The organism is Pseudomonas poae (assembly GCF_001439785.1).
GTDB classification, from domain to species: Bacteria; Pseudomonadota; Gammaproteobacteria; order Pseudomonadales; family Pseudomonadaceae; genus Aquipseudomonas; species Aquipseudomonas poae.
Window position 1 is genome coordinate 1 of the sequence record NZ_JYLI01000002.1, and the last position, 21,255, is coordinate 21,255.

Genomic DNA, 21,255 nt, shown 5'->3' on the forward strand with positions numbered 1-21,255 from the left:
GCGATATCAGCCATTTTTTGATGCATCGCTATAACTGGATTAGGCCTCATCAATTCAACGATGGGTTGGCCCCAGCGCGGGCCGAGGAAAAACTTAACGTCGTGTCCGGGATTAGTTGACCACTACATATCGCCATCGAACACTGGAAGACCGTCGCGCTGCTCCTGAACCTCTAGTGCATTTTTTTCGCAGACCTTCTGGTTAAGCTTGTCTCGCTCCAACTGCCAGTTAGTCTCATAGAACTCGACCCACCGTGCCATTGAGCTGTAGTCGACACGTTGACAGATGAAGTTGACTTTTGGCATGTCGTAGAAGCTGTCCTCTCCCTCTTTCGGATTGACATCGAGGGCCTCTTTCACGATTCCCGCCAGCCCATAATGTGTATCCGTACTCCAGAACACGGCGCCGCCGCTGAGGCCACTGAGACTGCCACGCTCAAGGGGAGTTGGAAGAGCACTGTGGTAGAGGATTTGGTCGCTGTCGTTGCTGGTGCTGACGCATTCTGCAACTGCCTCAACGCTAGGCATAGATAAACGTTCACCGCCTGCATCTGTAATGGCTTTTTTGTCGATGGTCGGGAAGCCAAACGCCATACCATGGGTAATCGGCCAGGGCATCTCTGCTGTTGGCAGGATCTCGAAGGCTTCTTTCCCCAGCAGCTTCAAAGTGGTTTCACTCACTCGACGCAGAGCCACGTCCGGCTGGCGGTGAGGAAACAATGGCGGTGGCACGATAAAGGGGCCGGAGACCATTGCGCCCTGGTGGGCTGGGCAAAAGTAACTGCCGCCCAACTGACCGGATTTCGCCAAAACCAAGTCCAGCTCTTCGGGGACGTGTTTGGCAGTCAGGGCATACACGCCTCCCTCGAATCGGACAAAGGTGACCGTGGCCGTGGGCTCGGACGGATTGGGCAGCGGTCCGCGGCCTGGGCGCACCATCCAGGCGCTAATTGCCGCAACGAAGCGGCTGGCGCCTTGCAGATCATCGTGTTTCACAAACTCGGTCATAGGCACAGCTCTCCTGAGGGGAGGCGATTATACGCCGGCCGCACTCTCGATCTTGGCGGGACTGAAAGCGCCGTCTGATGCGTAGAATGCTGAGCTGAGCGGGGAAAGTGGATCAAGGAGCTACGCTATGTGGCCTTCAGTCCAGAGATTCTCACTGGCGCTGATGCGATATCTTTTCAGCTACAAGCTGAAAACTGCCCCCCCCCATTTTTTTTGGTCAGAAGTTAATCATTTATTGCTGGCGAGTTAATTGGGGATAATTTATCGCATTGGCTTTCTAAACGCTTCCAAAATTCCTAAAGGCTGGAGGCGTCAACGAAACTAGGGGCGATTCAGTGTGATGGAACATCTTGAGCCCGATTTTGGCGTGGCATATGCAATAGCTGCCCGAACAAAATGATGACACGCCTTGTCATGACATTCGGTACAGCTCGACGCTGCTTTCAGTCGCATTAATTTCCAAAAATTCGCATTTAATTCGAAAGCCGACACCAGTGGCTCAAGGGCGCGAGGCTGACGACCGATTGAATCGCCGCGACTTCCAGCGCTTCCTGCTCACTCAGCGGCGGTAGCAGGCCCGGCAGGCGACTGGCGAGCAAGGTCTTGCCAGTGCCGGGCGGGCCGCTGAGCAGCAGGTTATGCGCGCCCGCCGCTGCGATCAGCAAGGCGCGCTTGGCCGAGAGCTGGCCCTGCACCTCGCTCAGGTCCGGATACGGCTTGTTCAGGTACTGCAAACCGTCTGACTTGTAGGGCTCAATGGGCACCTGTCCATTCAGGTGTGCGACCACCTGCAGCAGGTGATCCACCGCTATGACCTTCAGTCCCGACGCCAGGCACGCCTCCTCGGCGTTCGCCCGCGGCACTATCACGGTGCGCCCGGCCTTGCGCGCGGCCAACGCCGCCGGCAACACGCCCTTGACGGCGCGCACCTCGCCGGACAACGCCAATTCCCCGAGGCACTCCACGTCATCGAGCATCAACGCCGGCACCTGCACACTGGCTGCCAGAATGCCCAAGGCAATTGCCAAATCAAAACGCCCGCCGTCCTTGGGCAGGTCGGCGGGTGCAAGGTTGAGGGTGATCCGGCGCGACGGGTATTGCAGGGCCGAATTGAGGATGGCACTGCGTACACGGTCCTTGCTTTCCTTGACGGCGGTTTCGGGCAAACCCACCAGCGTCAGGGACGGCAAACCATTGGCCATATGCACCTCGACGGTGACGGCGGGGGCTTCGACGCCAACCTGGGCGCGGCTGTGGACAATGGCGAGGGACATGCTCGTTCCTTGAAATGGAGGACCGCTTTGTGCGGCTTTTTCAAGGGTAGACGAGGCTGGAAAGAGCGAAGCGAGGAGGTTTTACAGAACGTATCCAAGGAGCGACACAGAGTAAATGTGGGCGCGAGCAACCCCGCTCCCACATTCTGACCCTGTTGCGTCAGTTACTCGGCAGTGGGGGGCAGCCGTGCTTCCAACTCCGCGACCTTCGCCTCCAGGCTCTCCAGCCGCGCACGGGTGCGGGCCAGCACCACCATCTGGCTGTCAAACTCTTCGCGGCTTACCAGGTCGAGTTTGCTGAAGCCACTTTGCAGCAATGCCTTGAACTGGCTTTCGATTTCATTGCGGGGCAGCGGGGTGTCGCCGCTGAACAGGCGAGAGGCATGGCCGCTCAGGGCGTCGAGGAAGTCTTTGGGCGCGAGCATGGGAAATATTCCGGAATAACTGTTGGCCGGCAGTGTATCACGCAGCGTCTATAGTCTTTTTCAACCGCGAGGACGCACGCTTTTCGCGCATCGTGCCTGGCGCCTGCGCACTGTTTTTGTGCGCATTGCCGCCGCCAATCTCCTGCGTGTTGCGGCATATGAGGGCAAAAGGCTGATTTCAGTGATTTTTACGGAGCTGGCAAGGTTTCTGCTTAGTCGATCATGACCCATGCACTGATGCAGTCGCTGTGACGAATGCAGTGCGCCGATGGATCAGGGGTACAGGTTTCGTCACCAGTGGTTCGCTTGCGTTGCAACGGTGAATGCCGAGGTAACGATGCGTTACAAAGCCAGGCACTGCGCTTAGACTTGAGTCGGGTTTGTTTTCCTGGGGCAAGTCCACCAATTCGGGAGAGAGTTTTCATGAAGCTAGTCACTGCCATCATCAAGCCGTTCAAGTTGGACGATGTACGCGAGTCATTGTCCGAGATCGGCGTGCAGGGCATTACCGTTACCGAGGTCAAAGGCTTCGGTCGGCAGAAGGGTCATACCGAGCTGTATCGCGGCGCGGAATACGTGGTGGATTTCCTGCCGAAGGTGAAGATTGATGTCGCCATTGACGACAAGGATCTTGATCGGGTTATCGAGGCGATAACCAAGGCCGCCAACACCGGCAAGATCGGTGACGGCAAGATCTTCGTGGTCAATCTGGAACAGGCTATTCGCATCCGTACCGGCGAAACCGATACCGACGCAATCTAAGCCGCCAAACCCCAACGCCCCAGGAGAAAACAATATGACTCTGCGTAAATTCGCAGGGCTCGGAGCCCTGTTGTCCATCGTAATGCCAAGCCTGGCCATGGCGGCAGACGAAGTGGCGGCTCCAGTCCTCAACTCCGGCGACACCGCCTGGATGCTGACCGCCACCGCTCTGGTGCTGTTCATGACCATCCCCGGCCTGGCGCTGTTCTACGGCGGCATGGTCCGCTCCAAAAATATTCTGTCGGTGATGATGCAGTGCTTTGCCATCACCGGCCTGATCAGCATCCTGTGGGTCGTCTACGGCTACAGCATCGCGTTCGATACCACCGGTATGGAACAGGGCGTGGTCAACTTCAACTCCTTCTTCGGCGGCATGGGCAAGGCGTTCCTGGCGGGCGTGACCCCGGCCAGCATCACCGGTCCTGCGGCGCTGTTCCCGGAAGCGGTGTTCATCACCTTCCAAATGACGTTCGCGATCATCACCCCGGCGCTGATCGTCGGTGCATTCGCCGAGCGCATGAAATTCTCCGCGATGCTGATCTTCATGGCCATCTGGTTCACCCTGGTCTATGCGCCGATCGCGCACATGGTCTGGAGCGGTAATGGTGGCCTGCTGTGGGACTGGGGCGTGCTGGACTTTGCCGGCGGCACCGTGGTGCACATCAACGCCGGTGTGGCTGGCCTGGTAGCGTGCATCGTGCTCGGCAAGCGTAAAGGCTTCCCGACTACCCCGATGGCTCCGCACAACCTGGGTTACACCCTGGTGGGCGCGGCGATGCTGTGGATCGGCTGGTTCGGCTTCAACGCAGGTTCCGCCGCTGCGGCCAACGGTACCGCCGGCATGGCGATGCTGGTAACCCAGATCGCCACCGCGGCTGCGGCGCTGGGCTGGATGTTTGCCGAGTGGATCGCGCACGGCAAGCCAAGCGCACTGGGTATTGCCTCGGGTGTTGTGGCCGGTCTGGTTGCCGTTACGCCAGCTGCCGGTACCGTGGGCCCGATGGGCGCGCTGATCATCGGCCTGGCGGCCGGTGTGATCTGCTTCTTCTGCGCCACCACGCTCAAGCGCAAGCTGGGCTACGATGACTCCCTGGACGCCTTTGGCGTACACGGTATCGGCGGTATCGTCGGCGCGATCCTCACGGGTGTATTCGCAGCCCCTGCATTGGGCGGCTTCGGCACCGTGACCGACATCGCGGCGCAGGTCTGGATCCAGTGCAAAGGCGTCGGTTTCACCGTGATCTACACGGCCATCGTGACCTTCGTCATCCTCAAGGTTCTCGACATGGTCATGGGCCTGCGGGTTACCGAAGAGGAAGAGGCCGTGGGCCTCGACCTGGCGCAACACAACGAGCGTGGTTACAACTTGTAAGCATGCGAAAAAAAACTGCCCGGCTTGCCGGGCATTTTTTTGTCTGGCGTTTGTCAGTCATAACACGCTGTACCGGTTTTGACCCCGAGTTTGTAATGGGGCGCACTCGGTGCTTTCAAGGGTGCGAAAGTCTTACAGGCATGTAGGCGTATTCGGCACTTTGTTTTTTCCCAGAGCGCGCTAGAATGCGCGCCGATGGGCGGAGAACTGTATGTGGCAACAGACCCTGATTACCCTGCGGGCCAAGCCCCGGGGCTTTCATCTGGTAACGCAAGAGTTGCTTGCCGGCTTGCCTGAATTGAAGACTTGCCGTGTGGGCCTGTTGCATCTGTGGCTGCAGCACACCTCGGCCTCGTTGACCGTCAACGAGAATGCCGACCCGGCGGTACGTCGTGACTTCGAACGGTTTTTCAACTCGCTGGTGCCGCAAGGTCGGTCCGGGTTCGAACACAACGACGAAGGACCGGATGATCTGCCTGCGCACTTCAAGGCCAGCCTGCTGGGCTGCCAACTGAGTCTGCCGGTAAGCGCCGGCCGCTTGGCGATGGGGACCTGGCAAGGTGTTTATCTGGGCGAGCACCGTGATCATGGTGGTGCTCGTAAAGTCCTCGCCACCTTGCACGGTGAAGAGGCATAAGCCACTGGAAACCCGGTGGATGTTGATTTTTTTCCGGCGACCTCGACAGGGGGTGAAGCTGGGCTATAACTAATCTGCTTTTCGCAAGTCATGAGGTAGAACATGAGCGACGATGATCTGGAACAAGACGACCTCGAAGTAGGTGATGAAGACGACACCGAAGAAGGTCTTGAAGTAGCGGCGGAAGACGTTGCTGACGATGCCGAGGACGGCGGTGCCGATGACGCGGCTCCCAAAGCCAAAGGCAAAGCCAAGGCTGCGGTGTCGGTAGACGAGCTGCCAAGCGTTGAAGCCAAGAACAAAGAGCGCGATGCCCTGGCCCGTGCGATGGAAGAATTCCTCGCAAAAGGCGGCAAAGTGGTCGAGGTCGAACCCAATGTCGTGGCGGATCCGCCGAAGAAGCCGGATAACAAATACGGCAGCCGACCTATCTAAGGTCAGCTAGCTGCCTGTAGGAAAAAGCCCGCCGTCGCTGCGGGCTTTTTCATGGCGGACACAAATTTATAAATCACCACTAAAGAATGTGAGAGGGGGCTCGCTTCCGATAGCAGGCTGTCAGTCCATACCTCTGTTGGCTGACCCACTGCTATCGGGAGCAAGCCCCCACCCACAATTGACATTCAGTGTTGCAACAATCGCGTCACTTCCAGCCCGCGAGCACCGCCGGCAGCTCCGTCAAACTACCAATCTCGGCATCAGGACGCTTGTCCGCTTCCCACGCCTTGCCTGTCGGGTTGAACCACACTGCACGCAACCCGGCCTTCTGCGCGCCGGCAATGTCATCACCAGGATGATCGCCAACATGCACCGCCTCACTGGCATCCACGCCACCACGCTGTAACGCTTCCTCAAACAAACGCGCATCCGGCTTGGCAATGCCGATGTCTTCGGCGCGTAGCGCAAAATGAAAATAATCCGCCAGACCTACACGCTGCACGTCTGCGTTGCCGTTGGTGATCACCCCGAGCAGGAAGTGCTGGCGCAGCGCCTTGAGCATCGGCTCGGCATCGGGGAATACGGTGAGCTGATGCCGCGCGTGAATGAACGCCTCGTAGCAGACATCGGCCATTTGCGTGGCTTCAGGCTGAGGGTAGCCCGCTTCCTCAAATGCCAGCATCAGCACACGGTGGCGCAGCACGCTGATGCGGTGTTTGAGCTCCGGATGGCGCTGCAACACCTGCTGGCGCAGGCTGGCGAAATGCTCCAGAGGCAGGTCGCCGACCCTGGAGGCATTGAGCGCTAGCCATTCGCGCATTGATGCTTCGGCGCTGATGATGACGGGTACGTTGTCCCAGAGCGTGTCGTCCAGGTCGAAGGTGATCAGCTTGATACTCATGAGTCGCCGCCCTTGATGCGTTTGGCCCGTGGATGGGCGCTGTCGTATACCGTTGCCAGGTGTTGGAAGTCCAGGTGGGTGTAGATCTGCGTGGTCTTGATGTCGGCGTGGCCGAGCAGTTCCTGGACCGCGCGCAAGTCCTGGGAGGATTCGAGCAGATGGCTGGCAAAGGAGTGTCGCAGCATGTGCGGGTGCAGGTTCTGCCCCAGTTCACGCTCGCCCGCCGCCTTGACCCGCACTTGAATGGCCCGGGGCCCTAGGCGCCGGCCTTGCTGGCTGATGAATACCGCGTCGTCCACCGGATTGGCCAGCGCCCTCAGCGGCAGCCACAGTTGCAGGGCTTCGCGGGCCTTTCTGCCGACCGGCAGGACGCGGGTCTTGCTGCCCTTGCCCAGCACCTGCACCAGGCCGTCCGCGAGGTCCAGTTGATCAAGGTTCAGGCCGGTCAGCTCAGAGAGACGCAGGCCCGAGGAGTAGAACAGCTCCAGAATCGCCTGATCGCGATGGGCGAGGAAGTCATCCTCCACCGCGCCATCGAGCAACTGCAGGGCGCGGTCCGTGTCGAGTGTCTTGGGCAGGCGCCGCTCGCCCTTTGGCGGCGACAGGCCATTGGCCGGATCGTGGTCGCACAAGCCTTCGCGGTTCAGGTAATGATAGAGCCCCCGCACTGCCGACAGCAGGCGAGACAGGCTACGCGAGGACTGGCCTTGCTGGTGCAACCGTGCGATCAGGCTGCGCAGGGCCTGGATATCCAGGGCTTTCCAGCTACTGACGTGCTGTTTCTCACAATAGGCCAGGACCTTGTTCAAGTCCCGCCGGTAGGCCTCAAGGGTATGAGGCGACACCTGGCGCTCGTTGCGCAGGTGTGCGCAATAAGCGTCCAGTTGCCCGTGCATGACTAGCGCACCGCGCGCAGGGCGGTGGTGTAGCGTGGCAGCACGCGGCCCAGCACTTCGGCGATGTAGGTCAGAAACAGCGTGCCCACCGAACTCTTGTAGTGCTGCGGGTCACGGCTGGCGATGGCCAATACGCCGTGCAGGCCCTGGTGACTGAGCGCGACCACGGCGGTGGAGCCGATCTGCTTGCGCTGTTCAGCACCGAATAGAAAGTCCAGCTCGTGTTCACGCAAGGTGCCGCTGATGCTCTTGCCTTCGGACAGCAGGCCGCCGATGGCGGTCTGTGCGTCGCTGCCACTGACCCAACGCCCTACCGGCATCGGGTTTTCGCTGAACAGGATCAGGCTGACAAAAGGCACCTGGAAATCCTCGCGCAGGCTGTCCTCGACGGCCATGACCGTTTCTTCCAGGCTGGTGGCGTCCATCAGGGTCAGGATCAGGCGGCGGGTCTTGTCGAACAGGCGATCGTTATCACGGGCCACGTCCATCAGGTGCGAGAGCCGATGGCGCATTTCGATGTTGCGCTCGCGCAGAATCTTCATCTGCCGCTCCACCAGCGACACGGTATCGCCGCGCTGGTGAGGAATGCGCAGGGCCGGCAGCAATTCTTCGTGTTCGACGAAGAAATCCGGATTAGCCTCAAGGTACGCCGCGACTGCAGCGGCCTCCAGACTTTCGCTCGGGGTAGCGTGTGCGGGTACTCGAGGTTTATCGGTCATTGGCTTGGCTCACTCATAGACGGACCTGTCCTTCGTATACACGCGAGGCCGGCCCGGTCATCAGCACCGGGTGGCCCGGGCCTGCCCATTCGATGGACAGGCGTCCACCGGGCAGGTCGATCAGCAGCGGCGAATCCATCCAGCCCTGGCTGATCGCGGCCACGGCGGCGGCGCAGGCGCCGGTGCCGCAGGCCTGTGTTTCGCCGACGCCGCGTTCCCATACACGCAGTTGCGCGCGGGAGCGGTCGATCACCTGCATGAAGCCCACGTTCACCCGCGCCGGAAAGCGCGGATGATGTTCGATCTTCGGCCCCAGTTCATGCACCGGCGCATTGTTGATGTCGTTGACCCGCAGCACCGCATGGGGGTTGCCCATGGACACGGCGGCGATCTCAACACTGTGGCCGTCGACGTCCAGCGGGTAGCTTGCGGCCTGCACGTCGGCCTGAAACGGAATGTCCGCCGGCACCAGGCGCGGCGCGCCCATGTTGACGCTGATCTGGCCGTCATTGCGGATATCCAGCTCGATCACGCCGCCTTTGGTCTCGACGCGGATCTGGCGCTTGGCGGTCAGGCGCTTGTCCAGCACAAAGCGCGCGAAACAGCGGGCGCCGTTGCCGCACTGTTCCACTTCGGTGCCGTCGGCGTTGAAGATCCGGTAGCGGAAATCCACCTCCGGATTGCTTGGCGCCTCGACGATCAGCAACTGGTCGAAACCGATGCCGGTGTGCCGGTCACCCCATTGTTTGGCGTGCTTGGGCAGGATGTGCGCGTGCTGGCTGACCAGGTCGAGGACCATGAAATCATTACCCAGCCCGTGCATCTTGGTAAAACGCAGCAGCATGGCTTACTCCGGCAGCAGGCTTTCGCCAGCATACAACTCGGCTACCGTCTCGCGGCGACGCACTTCAAATGCTTGATCACCGTCCACCAGCACCTCGGCGGTACGCCCGCGGGTGTTGTAGTTGGAACTCATGACAAACCCATAGGCACCGGCCGAATGAATGGCCAGCAGATCGCCTTCGGCAAGCGCCAGCTGACGATCCTTGGCCAGGAAGTCGCCGGTCTCGCAGATTGGCCCGACGATATCGTAGGCGCGCGCTTCGCTGTCGCGAGGGGTCACGGCGGTGACGTTCATCCAGGCCTGGTACAGCGCCGGGCGGATCAGGTCGTTCATCGCCGCATCGACGATGGCGAAATCTTTGTGTTCGGTGTGCTTGAGGTACTCGACCTGGGTCAGCAGCACGCCGGCATTGGCGACGATGTAGCGGCCCGGCTCGAACAACAGCGCCAGGTCGCGGCCTTCGATGCGCTCGCGCACAGCCTGGATGTAGTCGGCGATCTGCGGCGGTTCTTCGTCGCGATAACGCACGCCCACACCGCCACCGAGGTCGATGTGGCGCAGGTAGATGCCGCAGTCGCCGAGGCGGTCGACCAGCGCGAGCAGGCGGTCGAGGGCATCGAGAAACGGTGGCAGGCTGGTCAGTTGCGAGCCGATATGGCAGTCGACACCCAGCACGTCCAGGTTCGGCAGTTGGGCGGCACGGATGTACACGTCTTCGGCGTCAGCAATGGCGATGCCGAACTTGTTCTCTTTGAGACCGGTGGAAATGTACGGGTGGGTGCCGGCGTCGACGTCCGGGTTGACGCGCAGCGAGATCGGCGCGCGAACGCCCAGCTCGGCGGCCACTACCTGCAGGCGCTCCAGCTCGTCAGTGGATTCGACGTTGAAGCAGTGCACGCCTGCTTCCAGGGCGCGGCGCATGTCGTCGCGGCTCTTGCCGACACCGGAGAACACGATCTTGTCAGCCTGGCCGCCGGCGGCGAGCACGCGCTCCAGCTCACCACGGGACACGATGTCGAAACCGGCGCCCAGACGCGCCAGGACATTGAGTACACCCAGGTTGGAGTTGGCCTTGACCGCGTAGCACACCAAGTGCGGCACGCCGTTCAACGAGTCGGTGAAGGAGCGGTACTGCGCCTCGATGTGCGCGCGCGAGTACACATAGGTCGGGGTGCCAAAGCGCTCGGCGATTGCCGACAACGCCACGCCTTCCGCGAACAGTTCACCGTCCCGGTAGTTAAAAGCGTCCATGGTGTTCCCTTAGTAAGTGTCGTGCTTGTGCGCTTTTGAAGGTTTCTGCGACGATTGCGCCTGTTCGTTGGGATCCTTGCTGTCATCGGGCAGGTACAGCGGGCCTTTTTGTCCACAGGCACTAACGAGGCAAGCGACCGCGACGAGCGCAGCGAGGGAAGAGATCAGGCGCTTCATGGCGAAATCCTTGAATATGCATTAATTGCGCCCGAGTATACCGACCACCCGCCAGCTTGCCTATGCGCCGAAATACCCGTCCGGCGGGGGTTTGCCGACTTGTTCGGGAATAGAGCTACGCTCGCTGGTGATAATTCGTACCGTCACCGGTAATGAAATCGGTATCCGTTGCATTCACGCAGGCGCCTCCGTATCGTGCGGCGCTTGAGCAGAACCCGACACTTTTGAGGTTGCCACAATGAGTTTGACCGAAGCCCGTTTTCACGATCTGGTGGATTCGACACAGCAGGCGCTGGAGGATATTTTCGACGACAGCGGCCTGGACGTCGACCTGGAAAACTCCGCCGGCGTGCTGACGGTCAAGTTCGAGAACGGCACTCAGTTGATCTTCAGCCGTCAGGAGCCATTGCGTCAGTTGTGGCTGGCGGCACGTTCCGGTGGTTTCCACTTCGACTACAACGAAGAAGACAACAATTGGCAATGCGATACCAGCGATGAGCTGCTCAGCGAGATGCTGGCGCGTCTGGTTCTGGAACAATCCGGCGCCGAGCTGGATTTCGACGAGATTTGACTGTGAGCCAGCCTGCACCCACGCGCCCGCCCAAGCCGTTGTTCAGTAATGTCAGCCCGGCGGTGCCGTCACCTTGTATCAGTTTGTGTCGCCTGGATGAGGAGAAAGTCTGCCTTGGGTGCTTTCGTCACGTGGAAGACATCCGCGAATGGCGCTCGGCCGACGATGCGCGGCGCCGGGTGATCTGCGCCGAGGCCGAACAGCGCCGAGCACTCGCCTGAGGTCGTCTTGTTTATTTGTGACGCTGTGTTAGTGTCCGGCCTACGCCTCAACCCATCGAGGCTCGTGAGAACCCCGCCTTTCCTGGCGGGGTTTTGCTTTTTTGTGCAGAAAAAAGGAGTCTGCCTGAATCATGACCACCGCACCGTCCATCATCCTCACCCGTCTTGACGTGCAGCGTCTGGAGCAACTGATCGATCGCCTGGGCGACGAGTTTCCCGGTGTCGAAGCGTTGCAAGCCGAACTCGACCGCGCCGAAGAGGTGGTTGGCCACGATGAAGTGCCTGCGGGGGTCGTGACCATGAACTCCAGCGTGCATTGCCGTGAGCAAGGCAGCGGCAAGGATTACCACCTGACCCTGGTGTACCCAAAGCACGCGAATGCCGACGAGGGTAAGGTTTCGATCCTTGCGCCGGTCGGCAGCGCGCTGCTCGGTCTGCAGGTTGGCCAGCACATCGACTGGCCGGCGCCCGGCGGCAAGACCCTCAAGCTGGAGTTGCTCAGTGTCGAAGGCCAGCCAAAAGACGGTGGCGCATTTCCGCTTTAAATCTGGCTGAGCGCCTCGTTCAGTGACAGTTCCAGTTCGGTCTTGTAGCGCAGGTACAGGTTGCTCGGACTTTGCACATCACCGAGCAGGCCGGACAGGTCGAGGTCGGTGATGTAGCAGCGGTAGCGCTCGGTTTCCCGGCGTTGCCCGACGATTTCCCGGGCGACCACGATGAACAGCTGATCGCCGAATTCCAGCTCGCAAAACTCCCGTTGATTGCAGTAGAGCGTAATGCCCACTTGGCCTGGCGCCGCCCTGGCGATGATTGCCTGCACCTCATAAAAAGACTTGTTGGCCGGCGTCGAAGGTGCCGGACGCGGCTCGACGCCGCGCGCACGGTTGCTGCCCGAAGGCAGCAGTTGGTAATACAGGACGTGGACTGCGCCCTGCGGTTGCTGGGGATCCAGCGGCGACAGTGCTTCGCGCCGATAGAGGATCGATTGCAGAAAGCGCTGCAATGGCGCCAGCAGGCTCTGCTCGTCATGGAACGGCAAGCGCTGTTGCCAGAGCGCGTTGAACTCATCCAGCACATACAGCTCGGCGAAGCCTTCGTTGACCCGGTAGAACACCTGCACGCAATCGGCCAGGCCCATCGGCAGCAGCAACGCCAGGTCGTGATCTTCCAGGGCCATGGCATCCAGATGCCAAGGGCTGTAGCTGGCCAGTTCTTCGCTGAGGTAGGCGATCAGTGCCTGCTGGGTGGGCAGCGACACGTGGTTGGCCTGGCCGGGCGTCAATTCCATCACGTGATAGTGCTGCTGCACCTGCAACAGATAACGGTGGTTGGACTGTCCCAGCATCAAGTGCTGCGCGGTGTCGAAAATATCCTCCACGCGCTGGGCAATGAACGGTGCCCGGTTGTGGCAGAAACAACGCACGCGCAGGCGCGGCAGGTGATCTGCGGGCAACTGGTTGAGGTAGTCGCGCAGGCAATCGAGCAACGCGTGGGGGCCGTCGTAACGACTGACCATCACCTCGTTCCAGCTGTTGAGGGTGATCTGGTCCAGCGTCAGCACCAGGTTGTCGCGTACACCGGCGTAACTCAGGGAGTCGGTGCGCTCGGTGGTCATCAGGATATTCAGGTCGCGGTGATGCTTGAGCGGGTCGACGCCGACGTTGATCAGCAGCAGCACCTCGTCGGGCACCGCCGAGCGCAGCAGGCGGGTTTCATCGACGCTGGGCAAGGGCAGGGGGAGGGTCTGCTGCAGGCTGCCCAGCAGGTTGAACAGTTCGAACTCGGTCATGTCGCTGGTGCCCGGGTGCAGGGCCAGGCGCGTGCTGCTGTCGATCACGCCGTTGCGGTGGCACCAAGTGAGCATTTCGAGCAGGTCACGGCTGCGCTTGATCGGTGCGAAGTGCTCCCATTCCAGGGCAGTGAGACTGCCGTTGTACAAGCCCCAGACATGATGCCCGGGCTCCTTGCGGTTTGGCGACTGCACCAGCGTCAGCGTGTCTTCGGCCAGGTCCGGGGCGATACCGGGGTTGATGAATTCGATCTTGCCGGCCTTGCGCTCGAACGCCGCGTACAGGCGCCGGCCCAGTACATTGAGGTCGCGCCTGTTGATCAGGCTGACGGTGTGTTCGGTGCGTGCGAACTGGGTCAGGAACCGGTAGCTGTAATTGAGCTCGTTGACCAGGGCGCGGCGCTCGGCTGCGACCTGGCGCACTTTCCACTGGCTGCGGCTGTCCAGCAGGGCCAGTTGGCGCGTGTCCCAGCCCCACTCATCGGCCAGGCGCTCGAGCAGCAAGCGTTGCCAGCTGGCGGCGCGCTGGCCGGCGCTGAGTTTGCGGTTGACCTTCAGGTACAGCGCGCGTCGTACCAGCTCCAGGCGTTCGGGTTCGTTGCGCGCGTTGAGGTATTCCTCGATACGGCGGTATACCACGATGTACGGGTCCAGCTCATCCAGGTCCATACGATCGGCGAACACGGCGCGTTTGAAGCGCAGGCTCAGGCAGTCCACGTTCGGGTGTTCGCTGGCGTAGACCTCGGTCAACAGCAGCTTGAGCAGCGACTTGTAGGGTGACTCGATGCCCTTGAACAGCTGCCAGAGGCCAGCACCAATGAATTCGCCCGGGGGAATGCGCGCCAGGTGGCCGAGGTCGAGGGTTTCATCGGCGCGGATAAAACGCTTGGAAATCAGGGTATGGGTGAACTCCGCATAGCGCGATTCTTCGTACACCGGCACCAGCCACCAGATCGGTGTGCGCCCGGCCAGCCAGATGGCGGTGCGGTAGAACTCGTCCAGCAGCAGATAGTGCTGAGTGGTGCCGCAATCGTCGGAACTCAGTTGCGTATCGCGCTCACCCAGCACAAACCGCGTCGGCTCGATCAGGAAAAAATGCGCTTCGGCGCCCAGGGTCAGCGCCCAGGCTTCCAGCAGTTGGCATTTCTTGCGCAACTCGGCCAGTTCGGCGTCGCCAAGGTCTGCGGCATGACACACCCACACGTCCATGTCGCTCTGATCCGCCTGGGCCAGGGTGCCCAGGCTGCCCATCAGGAATAAGCCATGGATCGGCCTGGGCTGGTTGCCAGGGCGCGGTTTGTAGGAGAACGAACGGGTCAGGCGCTGAGCTTCAGCCAGGGCCTGAGCATCGGGTTCGAAATTCGACAGCCCGGCCGGCGTGCTGCCCGACACGTAGCCGGGCAACAGCGGATGGTTGACATGGAAAAACAGTGGCAGCAGCGTCAATACGCTGTGCTGGCGCGGCGTCAGACCTTCGACGGCACGCGCCATGCGACCTTCGTTGAGCGCCATGAAGCGCCCACGCAGTTGGGCCAGCACCTTGCGGTCGATGCCCTCGTCCAGGTCAGGGCGGATTTCATGGGTGCGGGTCATGTCGAACTCGGTGGCTCGCAGAGCCCGACGCGGGCGGCCGTGTAGGAGTCTACAGTCAGAAGCGCAGGAGTTTTAGAGGGGAGTGATGTTTAGTGTCAGAATTTTCGCTCACCCACGGCAACGCCCGCGGAATCCGCAGGCAGCGGACTCCATGGGCGGTATCAGGTGTCAGGCGGCTTCTTTTTGGGCGGTGCTCAGGATGGTCAGCAGCCCCTGGGCGTGTTCGGCGGCATCGCGACCAAGGCTGGTCAGATAGCCACCATCGGGCTGGGTAATCAGTTCTTTGTCAAACAGGCGCCTGGCGGCGGCAACGGCAGTGGGGGCGGCGGTCTGATGGACTTTCAGGCCTTCCTGGGAGCTGTCCAGGTTGAAGAGTGCAAGGATTTCCAGTTCGGCAACCAACTCAGGGGTATACGACATAAGGACTCCAGACGTTCTAAATTTATTAGAGGCTAGCAGGCCATAAGGTGAACGCACTTTGCCGAACTGTCCAGCGTGTTGCTGCGTGCCGGGGTTATTCCTTTTCCGGCGGCAGCTCAGGCAGCGCCCGCAATGCTGTTTCGTACCAGTCGGTATCGAAGGCGCGGTCTTCGTCCAGCATTGCGTCGATCTCGAATGCCAGCACGTGGGCCATCAAATTAAGAATGTCTTCGCGCTCGTAACCCACCAGCGTCAGCTTGTTGAACACGGCTTTGGCAGCTGGCGGGTTGTCGCTTTCGATCTGGTTTTCGATCGCTTCGATCAGCGTGTTTTCGGTAAATTCTTCTTCGTCGTTGTCGATGTCGGTTGGCTCGCTCATGGCAGGCTCCTCAAGGAAAGGGCGCAGTCTACCTCCATTCAGGTGGATGATGCTGCTGGTCAGGCGGGGCGCGAGGATCTATAACCCTTGCAGCCAACCCCGCACACGGCCTGGAGGCTTTGCGATGCTCAAGCTTTACGGATTTTCGGTCAGCAACTACTACAACATGGTCAAGCTGGCGCTGTTGGAAAAGGGATTGCCCTTTGAAGAAGTGCCTTTTTACGCTGGGCAAACGGAGGAGACCCTGACGGTCAGCCCGCGCGGCAAGGTGCCGGTGCTGGAGGTGAAACAGGGTTTTATCAACGAAACCAGCGTGATTCTCGAATACATCGAGCAAACCCAGGAAGGGCCGGCGCTGCTGCCGGGCGACCCCTTCGCGCGGGCCCAGGTGCTGGCGCTGTGTCGGGAAATCGAGCTGTACATCGAGTTGCCCGCCCGCGCATGTTTCGCCGAGGCATTTTTTGGCATGACGGTGCCGGAGGCGATCAAGGAAAAATCCCGCGCCGAGTTACTGTTGGGCGTTGGTTCTCTGGGGCGTCACGGCAAGTTTGCGCCTTATGTCGCGGGGGAGAGCTTCACGATTGCCGACCTGTATTTCATGTACAGCTTGAACCTGGCATGTGGCGTGGGCGAGAAGCTGTTTGGCCTGGATTTGCTGGCCGAATTACCAATGGCGAAGGCGCTGCTTGAGCGGCTGAACGATATGCCGAATGCGCGAAAGGTCGAGGCAGACCGGCAGGCGGCGATGCCGGCGTTTCTGGCGATGATAGCGGCGAAGAAGTAATCCAGTGTGAGAGCGGGCAAGCCCTGATGCCGTTCAGTTAAGCGCAAATTCCCTGTGGCGAGCAGGCTTGTGCTGCGTTGGGCTGCGCAGCAGCCCCAAAACCAGGCGCTAAGCCGTATCAGGTACACCGCGTTTTGCTGGATTGGGGGCGCTTCGCACCCTAACGCGGGGCAAGCCCGCTTGCCACAATAAGCCCACACGTTTTCCTTAACTGTGGGAGCGGTGCGTCAGTCAACATCAATGTTTGCTGGGCCGACGCCATCGGGAGCAAGCCCCTCCCACACCTGGACTGCATTCCAGGGTGGGAGCTGCTTGCCTGCACTGTTCTCAGCGGCTGGCGAGCAATGCCTGGCCGCGCGTGACCGCAGCTTTCACCTGTGCCGGCGCGGTGCCGCCGATGTGGTTGCGCGCATTCACCGAACCTTCCAGGGTCAGCACGGCGAACACGTCCTGCTCGATCTGGTCGCTGAACTGGCGCAGTTCTTCCAGGCTCATTTCCGCCAGGTCCTTGCCGCTGTCCACGCCATACTTCACAGCATGCCCGACGATTTCGTGGCAGTCACGGAACGGCAGGCCACGGCGCACAAGATAGTCCGCCAGGTCTGTCGCGGTGGAGAAACCGCGCAAGGCCGCTTCACGCATGATTGCGTGTTTGGGCTTGATGGCCGGGATCATGTCGGCGAACGCGCGCAGCGAATCGCGCAGGGTGTCGGCGGCGTCGAACAGCGGCTCCTTGTCTTCCTGATTGTCCTTGTTGTAGGCCAGAGGCTGGCCTTTCATCAGGGTCAACAGGCCCATCAGCGCGCCGAATACGCGGCCGCTTTTGCCACGCACCAGCTCGGGTACGTCGGGATTTTTCTTTTGCGGCATGATCGAGCTGCCGGTGCAGAAGCGGTCCGGCAGGTCGATGAACTGGAATTGCGCACTGGTCCACAGCACCAGCTCTTCGGAGAACCGCGACAGGTGCATCATCGCGATGCTGGCGGCGGCGCAGAATTCGATGGCGAAGTCACGGTCCGACACGCCGTCCAGAGAGTTGCCACCCACCGCATCAAAACCCAGCAGCTGAGCGGTGTACTCGCGGTCGATGGGGTACGTGGTGCCGGCCAGCGCAGCGCTGCCCAGCGGCATGCGGTTGGCGCGCTTGCGGCAATCCACCAGGCGCTCGTAGTCGCGGCTGAGCATTTCGAACCAGGCCAGCAGGTGGTGGCCGAAGGTCACTGGCTGCGCGGTTTGCAGGTGGGTGAAACCGGGCATGATGGTGTCCGATTCACGTTCGGCCTGTTCCAGCAGACCCTTTTGCAGACGGGTGATTTCAGCCAGGATCAGGTCGATTTCGTCGCGCAGCCACAGGCGGATATCGGTGGCTACCTGGTCGTTACGGCTGCGGCCGGTGTGCAGCTTCTTGCCGGTCACGCCGATGCGATCCGTGAGGCGCGCTTCGATGTTCATGTGCACGTCTTCCAGGTCGACGCGCCAGTCGAATGTGCCGGCTTCGATCTCGCCGCCAATGGTGGTCAGGCCGTCGATGATGCTGTCGCGCTCGGCGTCAGTCAGTACGCCGACCTTGGCCAGCATCGTGGCATGGGCGATGGAGCCCATGATGTCGTGGCGGTACAGACGCTGGTCGAAATTTACGGAGGCGGTGAAGCGGGCGACGAAGGCGTCGACGGGTTCACTGAAGCGGCCGCCCCAGGACTGGTTGGTCTTGTCGGTGCTCATGGATTCGCTCGTGGTCTGCTTGAAAGAGGCTTGGAGTGTGGCGCCGATAATAACAGGGTTGCCCGTGGAGGCGGTGCTGCGGGTGATCGGCATTTTTATTTGCGTCAGAGGTGGCTAAGCGCCTTGCCGACGACCGCGTCCGGGACGAGACTGCAAGCGCGGGCTTATTGATACGATATTTGACGATTGAGCAATATCGTCTTGGCGAGCGTCTACAGTTGGACTGACAGTGTACGAATGCACCAAAGTCGGGTGATGCGGTCAGAGCCTGACTGTCTATTGAAAAAGAGGGTATTCGGATTGTGTATCAGCAAACCCCACGACGATGCCCGGAGGCAGCAGGTCCTGGGCGCTAGTGAACAGGTCCGGGTAAACATGGGTGCCGCTGCCGGGGCACTTTTTGCCGTTCGCACCAGTCTTAGCGTGGATCGCTGTGACGCAAGTCACCGCACCTGTCTACGCTATCCTTGTGCGAGACTCACGCAGGAATCCAGCGCAATATGAATGTCCTGATCGTTGATGACGAACCCCAAGCCCGCGAGCGTCTGAGCCGTCTGGTCAAAGAGCTCGAGGGTTATACCGTCCTGGAGCCGAGCGCCACCACCGGCGAAGAGGCGTTGACGCTGATCGACAGCCTCAAGCCCGATGTGGTGCTGCTCGATATCCGCATGCCTGGCCTTGATGGCCTGCAAGTCGCGGCCCGCCTGAGCGAGCGCGAATCACCCCCGGCGGTGGTGCTGTGCGCGGCCGAGGAAGAGTTTTCTGCGCAGACCCTGGAAGACAGCGGTGTGAGCTTTCTGACCAAGCCCGTGGCCGGCGAAGGCCTGCTCAAGGCCCTGAAAAAAGCCGAGCGCCCGAACCGCCTCCAACTGTCTGCCCTGACTCAGCCTGCCGCTCAAAGCGGTAACGGGCCGCGCAGTCACATCAGCGCACGCACCCGCAAAGGCATCGAACTTATTCCCCTGGACCAGGTGGTCTATTTTATTGCGGATCACAAGTACGTGACCTTGCGTCACGAGGCCGGCGAAGTGTTACTCGATGAGCCGCTCAAGGCGCTTGAGGATGAGTTCGGCGATCGCTTCGTGCGCATCCATCGCAACGCGCTGGTTGCCCGTGAGCGTATCGAGCGTTTGCAGCGCACGCCGCTGGGGCACTTTCAACTGTTCCTCAAAGGGCTCAATGGCGATGCGTTGATCGTGAGTCGGCGCCATGTCGCTGGTGTGCGCAAGATGATGCAGCAGCTTTAGCCAGGCGTTGCCTGCATTGCTGATTCAGGTGCGACGCGGTCAGGGAGGCCCCGCGCGTGCTGATTCAAGTCAAAGCGTATTGGCCTGAGCTGTTATTATCTGCCGTATCTACCCAGTACGGATTGTTCAATGTCTCTTCGCGAAATCCGCATCGCCACCCGTAAAAGTGCCCTGGCCTTGTGGCAGGCCGAATACGTCAAGGCCCGCCTTGAACTGGCCCATCCGGGCCTCAAGGTGAGCCTGGTGCCCATGGTCAGTCGCGGCGACAAGCTGCTCGATTCGCCACTGTCCAAAATTGGCGGCAAGGGGCTGTTCGTCAAGGAACTGGAAACCGCACTGCTGGAAAACCACGCCGACATTGCCGTGCATTCGATGAAAGATGTGCCCATGGACTTCCCTGAAGGCTTGGGCCTTTTTTGTATCTGCGAGCGTGAAGACCCGCGTGATGCGTTCGTCTCCAATACCTATGCATCCCTGGATGAGCTGCCCCTTGGCAGTATCGTCGGCACATCGAGCCTGCGCCGTCAGGCCCAGTTGCTCACGCGTCGCCCGGACCTGCAAATCCGCTTTCTGCGGGGCAACGTCAACACGCGCCTGGCCAAGCTGGACGCCGGTGAATATGACGCGATCATCCTGGCGGCGGCCGGCTTGATCCGCCTGGGCTTCGAAGACCGCATCACCTCGGCGATCAGCGTCGAAGACAGCCTGCCTGCCGGCGGACAGGGCGCGGTGGGCATCGAGTGCCGTACCGCCGACAGTGAAATCCATGCGCTGCTCAAGCCGCTGGATCACCAGGACACCGAGGTGCGGGTCACCGCCGAGCGCGCCCTGAACAAACATCTCAATGGCGGTTGCCAGGTGCCCATCGCCTGCTACGCGGTGCTTGAGGGCGAAAACCTGTGGTTGCGCGGGCTGGTTGGCGACCCGGACGGTGGCTTGCTGCTCACCGCCGAGACGCGCGGACCGCAACATGAGGCAACGGCGCTAGGCATCCAGGTGGCCGAAGAGCTGCTCGAAAAAGGCGCTGGCGCCATTCTGCAAAAAGTCTACGGCGAGGCCGGGCCGCAGTGAGCGGCTGGCGTGTGCTGCTGACGCGGCCGGCCGAGGAATCGACGGCCCTGGCGGCGTCGCTGGCCGCCGCCGGTATTTTCAGCAGCAGCCTGCCCTTGCTGGACATCGAACCGTTGCCCGTCACATCCGAGCAGCAGGCGGTGTTTCGCGACCTGGGCCGCTATTGCGCGATCATCGTGGTGAGCAAGCCGGCCGCACGCATTGCCCTGCAACAGCTTCAGCCTCATTGGCGGCAAGTGCCGTGGTTCAGCGTGGGGGCCGCGACGGCGCAGGTGCTGGCCGATCAGGGGCTCACGGTGCACTGTCCGCAAACCGGCGATGACAGTGAAGCCTTGCTCGCATTGCCCGCCTTGCAGGCCGCTGTCGCGCGCCTCGGTGCAAGGGTGTTGATCCTGCGCGGCGAAGGCGGAAGGGAGTTACTCGCGCAGTGTTTGCGCGCCAGAGGTGCTAGTGTCGACTATCTGGAATTGTATCGGCGTTTTCTTCCGACCTATGATTCGGGCGTGCTGATGCAACGCATCCGGTTGGAACGCTTGAACGGGCTGGTGGTCAGCAGTGGGCAGGGTTTTACACACCTGCAGGCCCTGGCGGGCGCTGATTGGCCGCTGGTGGCGCAGTTGCCTTTGTTCGTGCCCAGCCCGCGAGTCTGTGAGATGGCGCAGGCTGCTGGCGCAGAAAAAGTTGTGGATTGTCGCGGCGCGAGTGCCGCGGCGTTGTTAGTGGCGTTACGGAGTTATCCCGTTCCCACTCTCTGATAC

General features: G+C 60.9%; 23 protein-coding genes and 2 pseudogenes. 12 read left to right on the forward strand and 13 right to left on the reverse strand.

The features are described 5' to 3' along the window. Positions 1 to 122 precede the first annotated feature (122 nt). The 3 genes and pseudogenes from TU75_RS01610 to TU75_RS01620 form a co-directional block, all read right to left on the reverse strand. On the reverse strand, positions 123 to 1,007 hold the full coding sequence (locus TU75_RS01610) for a hypothetical protein (RefSeq protein ID WP_060548038.1): 885 nt from the start codon (positions 1,005 to 1,007) through the stop codon (positions 123 to 125). 491 nt (positions 1,008 to 1,498) lie between these two features. Beyond that, positions 1,499 to 2,281 (reverse strand): annotated as a pseudogene (locus TU75_RS01615) (YifB family Mg chelatase-like AAA ATPase); the annotation flags it as partial. A gap of 164 nt (positions 2,282 to 2,445) precedes the next feature. Further along, the gene (locus tag TU75_RS01620) at positions 2,446 to 2,706 is read right to left on the reverse strand and encodes an accessory factor UbiK family protein (RefSeq protein WP_003231581.1); all 261 of its coding nucleotides are present in this window, start codon (positions 2,704 to 2,706) and stop codon (positions 2,446 to 2,448) included. A 423-nt stretch (positions 2,707 to 3,129) separates the two neighbouring features. Here TU75_RS01620 and glnK point away from each other — a divergent pair, with 423 nt between their 5' ends. From glnK to sutA, 4 genes are all read left to right on the forward strand, one after another. Further along, positions 3,130 to 3,468 carry a P-II family nitrogen regulator gene (gene glnK / locus TU75_RS01625; RefSeq protein WP_002555808.1) on the forward strand — a complete coding sequence of 113 codons (339 nt, stop codon included), beginning with the start codon at positions 3,130 to 3,132 and terminating at the stop codon, positions 3,466 to 3,468. A 34-nt stretch (positions 3,469 to 3,502) separates the two neighbouring features. After that, positions 3,503 to 4,840 carry an ammonium transporter gene (locus tag TU75_RS01630; RefSeq protein ID WP_003231579.1) on the forward strand — a complete coding sequence of 446 codons (1,338 nt, stop codon included), beginning with the start codon at positions 3,503 to 3,505 and terminating at the stop codon, positions 4,838 to 4,840. 211 nt (positions 4,841 to 5,051) lie between these two features. Continuing rightward, positions 5,052 to 5,477, forward strand: coding sequence for a secondary thiamine-phosphate synthase enzyme YjbQ (locus TU75_RS01635; RefSeq protein WP_015373280.1), 426 nt, complete (start codon positions 5,052 to 5,054; stop codon positions 5,475 to 5,477). A gap of 102 nt (positions 5,478 to 5,579) precedes the next feature. After that, positions 5,580 to 5,912: a transcriptional regulator SutA gene (sutA, locus tag TU75_RS01640; protein ID WP_003231576.1), complete on the forward strand. Its 333-nt coding sequence runs from the start codon at positions 5,580 to 5,582 to the stop codon at positions 5,910 to 5,912. Positions 5,913 to 6,117: 205 nt separating this feature from the next. Here the strand turns inward: sutA and TU75_RS01645 are convergent, their stop codons facing one another. The 6 genes from TU75_RS01645 to lptM are packed head-to-tail and all read right to left on the reverse strand — an operon-like array spanning position 6,118 to position 10,700. Beyond that, positions 6,118 to 6,813, reverse strand: a complete 696-nt coding sequence (locus TU75_RS01645; protein ID WP_003231574.1) for an HAD family hydrolase — start codon at positions 6,811 to 6,813, stop codon at positions 6,118 to 6,120. Then, complete coding sequence (gene xerC / locus TU75_RS01650; RefSeq protein WP_003231572.1) at positions 6,810 to 7,709, reverse strand: tyrosine recombinase XerC; 900 nt, start codon at positions 7,707 to 7,709, stop codon at positions 6,810 to 6,812. The genes TU75_RS01645 and xerC overlap by 4 nt, the downstream gene beginning before the upstream one ends. Before the next feature lie 2 nt (positions 7,710 to 7,711). Continuing rightward, entirely contained in the window at positions 7,712 to 8,428 is a 717-nt protein-coding gene (locus TU75_RS01655) for a DUF484 family protein (protein WP_003231567.1), read from the reverse strand. Positions 8,429 to 8,441: 13 nt separating this feature from the next. Beyond that, positions 8,442 to 9,272 carry a diaminopimelate epimerase gene (gene dapF, locus TU75_RS01660; protein ID WP_003231565.1) on the reverse strand — a complete coding sequence of 277 codons (831 nt, stop codon included), beginning with the start codon at positions 9,270 to 9,272 and terminating at the stop codon, positions 8,442 to 8,444. Positions 9,273 to 9,275: 3 nt separating this feature from the next. Continuing rightward, positions 9,276 to 10,523 carry a diaminopimelate decarboxylase gene (gene lysA, locus TU75_RS01665; RefSeq protein WP_060548039.1) on the reverse strand — a complete coding sequence of 416 codons (1,248 nt, stop codon included), beginning with the start codon at positions 10,521 to 10,523 and terminating at the stop codon, positions 9,276 to 9,278. Positions 10,524 to 10,532: 9 nt separating this feature from the next. After that, on the reverse strand, positions 10,533 to 10,700 hold the full coding sequence (gene lptM / locus TU75_RS26190; RefSeq protein ID WP_003195417.1) for an LPS translocon maturation chaperone LptM: 168 nt from the start codon (positions 10,698 to 10,700) through the stop codon (positions 10,533 to 10,535). 238 nt (positions 10,701 to 10,938) lie between these two features. Here lptM and cyaY point away from each other — a divergent pair, with 238 nt between their 5' ends. The 3 genes from cyaY to rnk all read left to right on the forward strand — a co-directional run bounded on the left by cyaY (position 10,939) and on the right by rnk (position 12,037). Beyond that, positions 10,939 to 11,271: an iron donor protein CyaY gene (gene cyaY / locus TU75_RS01670; RefSeq protein ID WP_003231561.1), complete on the forward strand. Its 333-nt coding sequence runs from the start codon at positions 10,939 to 10,941 to the stop codon at positions 11,269 to 11,271. Between the two features lie 2 nt (positions 11,272 to 11,273). Next, entirely contained in the window at positions 11,274 to 11,492 is a 219-nt protein-coding gene (locus TU75_RS01675; protein ID WP_003231559.1) for a DUF1289 domain-containing protein, read from the forward strand. A gap of 131 nt (positions 11,493 to 11,623) precedes the next feature. Continuing rightward, on the forward strand, positions 11,624 to 12,037 hold the full coding sequence (gene rnk, locus TU75_RS01680) for a nucleoside diphosphate kinase regulator (protein ID WP_060548040.1): 414 nt from the start codon (positions 11,624 to 11,626) through the stop codon (positions 12,035 to 12,037). On the opposite strand, the gene TU75_RS01685 is transcribed toward rnk, so the two are convergent. From TU75_RS01685 to TU75_RS01695, 3 genes are all read right to left on the reverse strand, one after another. Next, entirely contained in the window at positions 12,034 to 14,874 is a 2,841-nt protein-coding gene (locus TU75_RS01685) for a class I adenylate cyclase (protein ID WP_060548041.1), read from the reverse strand. The genes rnk and TU75_RS01685 overlap by 4 nt on opposite strands. A 168-nt stretch (positions 14,875 to 15,042) precedes the next feature. Continuing rightward, positions 15,043 to 15,294 (reverse strand): TIGR02647 family protein, encoded by a 252-nt coding sequence (locus TU75_RS01690; protein WP_003231553.1) that lies wholly within the window; start codon positions 15,292 to 15,294, stop codon positions 15,043 to 15,045. Between the two features lie 94 nt (positions 15,295 to 15,388). Continuing rightward, a complete protein-coding gene (locus tag TU75_RS01695; protein WP_003231551.1) occupies positions 15,389 to 15,673 on the reverse strand; it encodes a hypothetical protein in 285 nt (94 codons plus the stop codon). Between the two features lie 124 nt (positions 15,674 to 15,797). On the opposite strand from TU75_RS01695, the gene TU75_RS01700 reads away from it, so the two are divergent. Then, positions 15,798 to 16,457, forward strand: a complete 660-nt coding sequence (locus tag TU75_RS01700; protein WP_060548042.1) for a glutathione S-transferase family protein — start codon at positions 15,798 to 15,800, stop codon at positions 16,455 to 16,457. A gap of 327 nt (positions 16,458 to 16,784) precedes the next feature. Here the strand turns inward: TU75_RS01700 and argH are convergent, their stop codons facing one another. Beyond that, positions 16,785 to 18,179, reverse strand: a complete 1,395-nt coding sequence (gene argH, locus TU75_RS01705; protein WP_003231547.1) for an argininosuccinate lyase — start codon at positions 18,177 to 18,179, stop codon at positions 16,785 to 16,787. Between the two features lie 369 nt (positions 18,180 to 18,548). On the opposite strand from argH, the pseudogene TU75_RS28440 reads away from it, so the two are divergent. From TU75_RS28440 to TU75_RS01720, 4 genes and pseudogenes are all read left to right on the forward strand, one after another. Continuing rightward, positions 18,549 to 18,683 (forward strand): annotated as a pseudogene (locus TU75_RS28440) (sensor histidine kinase); the annotation flags it as partial. Next, positions 18,680 to 19,426 carry a LytR/AlgR family response regulator transcription factor gene (locus tag TU75_RS01710; protein ID WP_003231545.1) on the forward strand — a complete coding sequence of 249 codons (747 nt, stop codon included), beginning with the start codon at positions 18,680 to 18,682 and terminating at the stop codon, positions 19,424 to 19,426. The pseudogene TU75_RS28440 and the gene TU75_RS01710, both read left to right, overlap by 4 nt. Before the next feature lie 129 nt (positions 19,427 to 19,555). Then, positions 19,556 to 20,497, forward strand: a complete 942-nt coding sequence (hemC, locus tag TU75_RS01715) for a hydroxymethylbilane synthase (protein WP_003231543.1) — start codon at positions 19,556 to 19,558, stop codon at positions 20,495 to 20,497. Beyond that, positions 20,494 to 21,252 carry a uroporphyrinogen-III synthase gene (locus tag TU75_RS01720; protein ID WP_060548043.1) on the forward strand — a complete coding sequence of 253 codons (759 nt, stop codon included), beginning with the start codon at positions 20,494 to 20,496 and terminating at the stop codon, positions 21,250 to 21,252. The genes hemC and TU75_RS01720 overlap by 4 nt, the downstream gene beginning before the upstream one ends. The last annotated feature ends 3 nt before the right edge of the window (positions 21,253 to 21,255 follow it).